The organism is Verrucomicrobiota bacterium, assembly GCA_019247695.1.
Classification (GTDB): Bacteria; Verrucomicrobiota; Verrucomicrobiia; order Chthoniobacterales; family JAFAMB01; genus JAFBAP01.
The window spans coordinates 1-8,564 of sequence record JAFBAP010000125.1 but is presented as its reverse complement, the minus strand read 5'-3'; the positions used below and the strand labels follow the sequence as shown (position 1 = coordinate 8,564).

At 59.9% G+C, this 8,564-nt stretch carries 8 protein-coding genes and 1 pseudogene; 5 read left to right on the top strand and 4 right to left on the bottom strand.

Annotation, left to right across the window (positions count from 1 at the left end; genetic code table 11):
• The 3 genes and pseudogenes from JO015_14880 (at window position 1) to JO015_14870 (ending at window position 3,132) form a co-directional block, all read left to right on the top strand.
• A pseudogene (locus JO015_14880) lies at window positions 1-101 on the top strand (transposase).
• Between the two features lie 577 nt (window positions 102-678).
• On the top strand, window positions 679-2,616 hold the full coding sequence (prpE, locus tag JO015_14875) for a propionate--CoA ligase (protein ID MBW0000381.1): 1,938 nt from the start codon (window positions 679-681) through the stop codon (window positions 2,614-2,616).
• A gap of 18 nt (window positions 2,617-2,634) precedes the next feature.
• Entirely contained in the window at window positions 2,635-3,132 is a 498-nt protein-coding gene (locus JO015_14870; protein ID MBW0000380.1) for an OsmC family protein, read from the top strand.
• A gap of 63 nt (window positions 3,133-3,195) precedes the next feature.
• Here JO015_14870 and JO015_14865 read toward each other — a convergent pair whose 3' ends face one another.
• Both JO015_14865 and JO015_14860 read right to left on the bottom strand, forming a co-directional pair.
• Window positions 3,196-3,471 carry a hypothetical protein gene (locus JO015_14865; protein ID MBW0000379.1) on the bottom strand — a complete coding sequence of 92 codons (276 nt, stop codon included), beginning with the start codon at window positions 3,469-3,471 and terminating at the stop codon, window positions 3,196-3,198.
• A complete protein-coding gene (locus tag JO015_14860) occupies window positions 3,449-3,832 on the bottom strand; it encodes a hypothetical protein (GenBank protein ID MBW0000378.1) in 384 nt (127 codons plus the stop codon). Before JO015_14860 ends, JO015_14865 begins: the two co-directional genes overlap by 23 nt.
• A gap of 113 nt (window positions 3,833-3,945) precedes the next feature.
• Between JO015_14860 and JO015_14855 the strand changes: the two genes are divergently transcribed.
• Window positions 3,946-4,470, top strand: coding sequence for a methylated-DNA--[protein]-cysteine S-methyltransferase (locus JO015_14855; GenBank protein MBW0000377.1), 525 nt, complete (start codon window positions 3,946-3,948; stop codon window positions 4,468-4,470).
• Between the two features lie 24 nt (window positions 4,471-4,494).
• Here JO015_14855 and JO015_14850 read toward each other — a convergent pair whose 3' ends face one another.
• Window positions 4,495-6,294, bottom strand: a complete 1,800-nt coding sequence (locus tag JO015_14850; protein MBW0000376.1) for an ABC transporter ATP-binding protein/permease — start codon at window positions 6,292-6,294, stop codon at window positions 4,495-4,497.
• Between the two features lie 487 nt (window positions 6,295-6,781).
• A complete protein-coding gene (locus JO015_14845; protein ID MBW0000375.1) occupies window positions 6,782-8,029 on the bottom strand; it encodes a family 1 glycosylhydrolase in 1,248 nt (415 codons plus the stop codon).
• 328 nt (window positions 8,030-8,357) lie between these two features.
• Here JO015_14845 and JO015_14840 point away from each other — a divergent pair.
• Window positions 8,358-8,564, top strand: a 207-nt coding sequence (locus JO015_14840) for a hypothetical protein (protein MBW0000374.1), incomplete at its 3' end; no start/stop codon positions are given.

Sequence of the window (8,564 nt, the reverse complement as noted above, 5' to 3'; positions counted from 1 at the left end):
CTTGCGTGGCGTGCGGCTACATTCAGAACGCCGACCTGAATGCAGCCCAAAACATTTTAGCGGCAGGGCATGCCGTTTTAGCGTGTGGAGAGGACGTAAGGCCACGGGCAACCGTGGCAGCCTCGGCGAAGCACGAACCCGCCGAAGCGTTACGCCATGCAGCGTAATCCCGTAGGAATCTCCGGCATTCATGCCGGGGAGGATGTCAAGCGCAGCAACTTCTCTTCATCAAGCTCCACCGTCGTTTTCACCCATACAAAAATATGGCTGCAGCCACCGTAAATCAACCCTTCGCACGGCGGCTAAGAAAGGGGGACAGGTCCAGATGATGGCGTGGTCGGCACATTCCAAACGAGCGGCTAAGAAAGGGGGACAGGTTTAGATCATGGCGTAATCGGCACATTCCAAACGAGGGACAGACCCGAAACGTGCGACTCCCCCCCTAGAAACAGGGACAGGTCGATCCCCATTCAAATCGAGGGACAGACCCGAAACGTGCGACTCCCCCACCTAGAAACAGGGACAGGTCGATCCCCATTCAAATCGAGGGACAGACCCAAAGCGTGCGACTTCCCAACCTTGAATGAGGGACAGGTCGATCCGCGAGGCTGAACCGTGGCGCCATTCGCAGGATTGACTGGACGCTGGCCACTTGGTTAACTGTCGTTCGTCCCCCCTATGAGCAAGCCGAGTCCTTCGCGCGAGTTCATCCGGCGATCGTTGAGCGAGCCGGAAGCGTTCTGGACTGAGCAGGCTCAGGCCATCCACTGGCAGACACCGTTCCGCCAGGCATGCGACTTCTCACGACCACCGTTTGCAAAGTGGTTTTCGGGCGGAACGACCAACCTGAGTTATAACGCCGTGGACCGCCACGTTCCGGAGCGGGGTGACCAGGCGGCGCTTTCTTTTTACTCCACTGAAGTGGACCAGGAAAAGAACTATACGTACCGCGACTTGCACCGGGAGGTGCAAACGTTCGCAGGCGCGCTCCAGGGGCTCGGGGTGAAGCGTGGTGACCGGGTGATCATCTATCTTCCGATGATTCCGGAGGCGTTCTTTGCCATGCTGGCGTGCGCACGGCTGGGGGCCATCCATTCGGTGGTTTTCGCCGGGTTTGCCCCGGCGAGTCTCGCCACCCGGATTGACGATGCTGAAGCAAAACTCTTGATCACTGCGGATGCCGCGATGCGCGGCGGAAAATTGATTCCGCTCAAGCAACTGGCTGACGACGCGATTCGGAGGGCGCAATTCCCGCCCGCGCGCGTCGTCGTGTGCGACCGCGGGCTGGACGGCACCATGCCGTTTACTCCACCACGGGATGTGCGGTACGCCGATCTGCGTACGAAACATGCCGGCGAGGTGGTTCCCCCGGTGTGGTTGGAAAGCAACGAATTAAGTTACCTGCTTTACACCTCGGGAACCACGGCAACGCCCAAAGGTATCCCGCGAGATACAGGCGGGTATGCGGTCGCTTTGAGCCTGGCCATGCAATACATTTTCGCGGGCGTTCCCGGTGAAACGATGTTCACGGCGGCGGACATCGGTTGGGCGGTCGGCCATTCCTTTGGGGTGTATGGTCCATTGCTCCACGGCATGAACACGGTTCTGTATGAAGGTCTCCCGGTGCGCCCCGACGGAGGGATCTGGTGGAAGATCGTCGAAAAATACCGCGCCACCGTAATGTTCACGTCACCCACCGCAATCCGGGTCCTCAAGCGGCAGGACCCGGGGCTTCTCCGGCGGTATGACACCTCGTCCCTCCAACGGTTGTTCCTGGCGGGCGAACCGCTCGACGTTCCCACCTGGGAATGGATCAGTAACGCACTGGAGATTCCCGTCATCGACAACTACTGGCAAACGGAAACCGGCTGGCCGGTGTTGACCCTTCTGCCTGGGATCGAGGCACCGAAAATCAAACCGGGTTCCCCCGGGGTCGCCACTCCCGGTTATGCTACGAAGATCGTGGAGCCCGCCACGGGTACTGAACTGCCCCGGGGCGAAAAGGGCTTCCTGGCACTGGAGTTACCCCTGCCCCCAGGTTGCATGCCCACGGTCTGGCGCAACGACGAGATGTTTTCCGGCCATTACTGCGGCCGGTTCCCAGACAGGATGCTGTATTCGACCTTTGACTACGCGATCCAGGACGAGGACGGCTACATCTTTCTCCTGGGTCGCTCCGACGACGTCATTAACGTGGCCGGCCACCGGCTCGGCACCCGTGAGATTGAGGAAACGATTTGCCGGCATCTTGCCGTCGCTGAAGCCGCCGCCGTGGGTGTTCAGGATAGCGTTAAGGGACAGGTGGTGCACTGCTTCGTGGTTCTCAAACCTTCCACGGCCACGTCGGCAGGTCCGGAGGAAATCCAACAACAGATCGGAGATCTCGTAGTAAAGGAACTCGGCGCCTTCTCACGGCCTTCAGCCGTTTATATAGTGGGCGCCTTGCCAAAAACGCGATCCGGCAAGGTCCTGCGTCGCGCGATCCTCGCCGCAGCCGAAGGGCGCCCCACCGGGGATCTGAGCACATTGGAAGATCCGGTGGCATTGGACTCGATCCGGAACCTCGTCGAAGTGGTCGGCAGGAGCGCGCCCCTGAAGGGAACCGGTCCAGTCTGAACCTCCACTGTGAACCTTATGGATCGCGAGCAACTTCGAGCGCGGCAGGCACCCCTCAAACAAAAGTACGTTGCCGACCCCGAATCTGCGATGGTGACCCTCCGGGCCGAGGGAACGGTTGGGGAAAATGTCACGTGCAGCATCGCAACCGGCCGTGCCCTGGTTGAAGCTGGACTGCACCCCGCCACGGGGGGCGCCGGTTTGGCGGCGTGCTCGGGGGACATGCTGCTGCAAGCCCTGGTCGCCTGCGCCGGCGTAACCCTTGGCGCCGTCGCCACCTCCCTGGGCATTGAGGTGCGCGGCGGGACCCTGGTCGCCGAAGGCGACCTCGACTTTCGAGGCACGTTGGCGGTCGCGAAGGATGTGCCGGTCGGCTTCAAGCAGATCCGGCTGTACATCTCCCTGGACACCGACGCGACCTCAGCTCAACGAGAGAAATTGCTCGCGCTGACCAAAGGGTACTGCGTTGTTTATCAGACGCTCCTAAACGGTGCGGATGTCATGGTGACGCTTTGAGGCCGCGACGCATCCGGCCGCGCTGGTTGCTGGTAACGGGAAACAGCGCGTTAGCCGCCCAGTTCAGCGGATACCGAACCGGCGCTGCATCTCACCGGCATACTCCGGAAAGTACTGGCCGATCACCGGGAGATCAAAGCGCCCCAAGATGCTCGTGTTGGGCTCCCGATCCAGCAGAAAACGGAAACTCTCCTCAATGAGGCGCTCGGCATCGGTGTCAGTTCCCGCCAGGTACACCCTGTCCGCGCCCCGGAGGGTCACACGGTGGAGGGTCGCTGTATCGCCCGCCGTCACCGACACTTCGAACGTTTTGTCATCAAGTTTCCGAACCGAAATCATGGTCAGTTTTTTCCCGAACGACGGCCTGCCCCGCTTTCTGGAAAGCCTCCATCATTTCCTGAGCGGATTCTGTGTCCGTCGGCATTTCAGAAGGCTGAGCGGAAGTTTGGACATCGAGCGCAGCGTTTGCGACGCTCCCGGCGCCGCCGTACCCTTCAGGCATTCTGTCCCGGGAGACTGTTTCGAAAGCGTCTGCGGCGATGTAGGCCTCGCGAGCCAGGTTCTCGAGGAAAAAAGCCCCAGGGATCCGGCCGGCGCTCTTCTCGAGGCCGGAGCGGTTGCTCGCAGCCGATTTTGTAGCGGCCACGAGTGCGACAAAGAGTTCCCAAGCACGATGGATTCGAGAAGTTGGGTATGGCATGAATTCAGGTTAGGTCAGGTTTTGTTCCGTGCCAAACGCCATCCCGGGCCTTGCGTTTGGCCGTGCTGCAGCGAAAGTTTCTGTCTGCCGAACGTTGACTCTGATCTTTGGTTATGCCCCACATCCTGTTTCCAACCGCTTTCGGCGTTTGCGGACTCGCGTGGAACGACACCGGACTTAGCGGCTTTCAGCTGCCCGAGGCGGCCGACGCGCGCGCGCGACAACACCTTACATGGAAGAGTGGCGCCAAACCCTTGGGAGGGGCGCCGCCGGAGTGGGTGCAGCGGATCGTCACGCGGGTGCAAAGGCATTTCGAGGGCAAACTGCAGGACTTCGCCGATACGCCGCTGGACTGGTCACGCGTGAGTGCTTTCCAACAGACCGTTTATCGGCAGGCGCAGGCGATTAAACCGGGCTTCAAAAGTACTTACGGCCAGATTGCCGACGCGCTTGCGCTTGGTCCCGAGGGGCCACGAGACGTGGGCGTGGCGCTCGCGAGCAATCCGTGGCCACTCGTGGTGCCGTGCCATCGGGTCGTAGGCGCGAAGGGTAAAATGACCGGGTTTTCGGCGCCGGGCGGGGTTCGCACCAAAACGCGTTTACTGGCATTGGAAGGCGCCGAGCTATTGTCCGAGTAGCACCCGAATTTACGCCGCTACTCCTCAACGTTGCAGCACCGCTTCACCCGGCTTTTGGAGCGAGCTTTCGGCCAAGGTGAGCATCGTAAACTGCTCACTTCGCTCAGCGGACTCGATTGGAGATGGACCAAATGCGGCGAGATCCAGGACCTTGTCATGGAATCGGCGCAGGGTTGTTCGATGGCTTGTGCTCAGGACGGTAGGACGCCAGGGCGCACTACGCAAGAGGCTGTAAAGTTGCGATTCGGCCCGGCTGTCGAGCGCCGAGGTTGCTTCATCCAAAAGCACGATGGCCGGCTCGGCAAGCAGAATGCGGGCAAAAGCCAGGCGTTGTTGCTCACCGACAGAGAGACGTCCCGACCAGTTCTGATCCCGATGAAGTTCCTTTTCCAGGGCGCCGAGCCCGACCTCCTCGAGCACCGCCCGAAGGCGCGCAGCCGGCACGCCGCTTGCCTCGTCGCTCGGGTAAAGCAGCGTGGCGCCAAGGGTGCCGAGCGGAACATAAGGCGATTGGGGCACAAAGAGGATTGAACCGGTGCCGAGTTCGACCTCGCCGCGGCAGAAAGGCCACAGGCCCGTGATCGTCCGCAGAAGCGTGCTTTTTCCAGCGCCAGCCGGACCCGTGATTAGGAGGGCCTGTCCGGGACCGACCGCAAATGACACCCCACGCAAGAGGGCCGTATCGGACGGGAGATCGACGTCCAGGTCTCGGACCGCAACGCCGCCGGACATATCGGGACGGCGAATGAGGATTTGCGGTTGCAGGTCAATTTGCTCACGGATCGCAAGCAAACGTTTGTCAAAATTACTCAGGCGCTCCGTCACAGCCTGCAAGGCGGCGATATCAGGGTAGCTGCTGATAATAAACGAGAGTGAGCTATGAACGTTTGTAAAGGCGTTGACCACCTGCATCAGGCCGCCCAGCGTGATCGTTTTCGCAAAGTAATGCGGCGCGATGAGGACCATCGGAAAGATCGGCGCAACCTGGGAATAGCCGGAAGTAAACCAGCCCAGAACCCTTTGCCTTTTCATGATCCGCCAGAAATTCTCAAATATGCTCTGGTACCGCCGGTTGAAGACGCCGAGTTCAACCTGCTCGCCGCCGTAGATTGCGACGCGCTCTGCGTTCTCGCGGAGGCGCACGAGGCTGAAGCGGAAGTCAGCTTCGTAGCGCTGCCGATCATAATTTAACGCCACCAGCGGCCTGCCGATCCTGACCGTAATCCAGGTTCCGATCCCGGCGTAAAGCAATGCCGCCCAGACCAGAAAACCCGGAATGCGTACGATCCCCAACGATCCGAGCGGGATTACCGCAGCCCCGGAAAGGCCCCAGAGGATGGCCATAAATGAGGAGAACGAGGCCAAGGACGAAATCAGACCGACCGACAGACTCATCAAGTAGGCCGTGAATTGGCCGATATCCTCCGAGATACGCTGGTCGGGGTTATCCGTCTCGCTTAGAAGCTGCAGCTGATAATAGGCACGTTGGTCGAGCCAGGCCGCGAGGTGTTTCCGGGTCAGCCAGCGGCGCCAACGCAGGTAGAGCATTTGGTTGAGATAGACTGCGTAAACCGAGATAGAGATGGCGAAAATAACCAGGACGCAGAAGACCCCAAACTCCCGAAAGAGCTCGGGCGTGCTGAAATTCTGGAACGCGTTGTAGAACGCCTTGTTCCATTCATTCATCCGGACGCTGATATAAACATTGCTGAGGTTGAGACCTATCACGGCGAGGAGCAGACCCCAAGCCACTCCCTTCTCTTCGCCCGCCCAATAAGGTTTGGCCAGGCGCCACGCCTCCCTAATTATCTGCCGTTGTGTCATGTCCCAGGAGCAAGCGGGTCCCCATCGCGCCCAAGATCCGCGCAGGTTCCGTTCATCATTTGAGTGTTAATGGCGTTATCGGCAACAATCACCGAGGGTACAGGGTCGCCGCAAAAAACCATGGTCGCGGACGGGCGGCTACATGGATAGAGGGCTGCCGCAATGTCACCAGCTCGGATATTTCCGGACTCTCCAAACCGGCTGGCTCGGAAAGGTTTGCGGCGCCGAAGAAATCGCGGGAACCAAGCAGTTTCAAAAGGATTTATTGCAGGCAAAGCTGCCATCGGGCCGAAAGCGCTTACGCGTATCGCAGGTCGAGTTCATTACCTTGGGGTGTGGGCCGGTCTACAAGATCCCATTACAAGAGAATTTTTGTTCCGGTCAGGCAGGTCATTGGAGAGCCACCCACCTCCTCGAGGGCCGTAATGTCTCGCCAGGTACAATGGCCGGCTCTCATCTGGTGCGCTAACCCGGAAACACGAATCTACTAGGCTGTGGCTTCGAGCAGGGTCCACTCGGGTTCCACCGGCTCGACGGGGATGGGCAGGCAGACATCCTGGACGGGAAGCACTTCGCCCCACGTGGCGATCAGCCGGCGGTAGGCCTCTCCCACCGGTCGAATCCGGCGGTCCAGGTCGAACAGCCCGACTGGCGTCAGATCCCCACGATCTTCGCGCAGCGCATGTTGCCAATCGACCTGGTCGGTGATTGAGTACCAGGTAAATCCCAGCATCGGGACCCCGTCATTGCGCAGCCGCAGCACGTTGGCCCACTGTTTCCAGAGCCACTGGACCGCCTCGTCGCCCTGCGGGCCTTCCCAGAAATTGGTTTCGGTGTGCATCACCGGCAAGCCGTAACGCTCATGGTATTGGCGGGTGATATCGCCGTAACCGAACACTTCCCCGGCGCGCCGGGTGCGGCCGTCGTGCGACACCCAGTGCTCATTGGTGACGTAATAGTCGTTGCCCATGATGCAGTGGCGCTGGAGGTCTTGTTCGAGAAAGAAGCGGTATTCCTGCTGCGTCAGGCCGTTGTCGAGGAGAAACTCGTACATCTCGGGACTTACCGGCCGGCCGTAGTTCAGGTCCAGGGACAAGAAACGTTCGGCGTTTCGCGTGGCAGCCCGTTTCAGGGCGCACGGATCGTCCGGGTGAAAATGTTCACTCGACTCGCTCTGGATAAAGAGGGCATCCTCGCGCTGCCGCACAATCGCGTGCATCGCTAGCACGTTGGCTTTGACCACGTGCTTGAGCGCTGTGACAAAGCCGCGATCGCTGGTCAGTTGCTCATTCCACCAGCCATAACGAGCGCTAAAGAGGGCGCTGATGTACAGCTCATTGACCGGCGTGTAAAGCTGTACCCACGGAAACCGCCGGGCGAAGGCAGCGGCATAATCGGCGAACAACTCGGGGAAGTCAGGGTTTTGAAAATTCTCGATCCAGTCCGGCACCCCGAAGTGGCACAGATCGACGATCGGCGTGATACCGCGTCTCGAGAGTTCAGCGAACGTCGTGTCGGCGAAGCTCCAGTCAAACCGATTTGGCGCCAAGTACGTGCGGTGCAAGGGCGGGCCGTAGCGCAGGTACCGAATACCGAGCTGGCAGACGCAGTCAAAGTCCTCACGCCAGTGGGTATAATGGCCGCATTTTTCAAGCTCATCCATGCGCACTCGTCCGTTCCGGATCGTGGGACAGCTGTTTTCCACGCCCGTCGCAAACAGAAAAGGAGAAGGCATATCTTCTTATACAAAATCGCGCTTCGTAATTGAATTACATTGCTCTGAGGTGTTAGGCTGAGCACCGGCGCAACTATATCTGCTGTAATTTTTATAAATTATTTTCGAATAGACCCGGATTCGTCCGTCCTTTGCTCGGCGATGCAGGAGCGATAGCGCACGTCCCGGGGACCCTGCGGGCTCCCGTTTCGAAGGGACGTTGGGTCAGTGGGTCCTTTCACCGGCCCAACGCGCGGACTGCGCCTGCACACAGTCGGCCCCGGCTGAACGTCGCAGAGGAAAAATTAATTGAAACTGGATTTTAATATGTTAGAAATTCAGCCGCCCCATGCGCCAGCCCCGCCGCCTCGGCTCCGCCCACCCCTGCTTCTACCATTGCTTCTCGCGCGTCACCAACGCCCAGCGCCTCTTTGAGGGCGCCGGGCCCGGCTCGCCCGAAGCCGAGCACTTCGTGGGCCTGCTGCACCGGCTGGCCACCTTCTGCGGTATCCCCGTGCTGACCTACGCCCTGCTGCCCAACCACTTCCACCTGCTA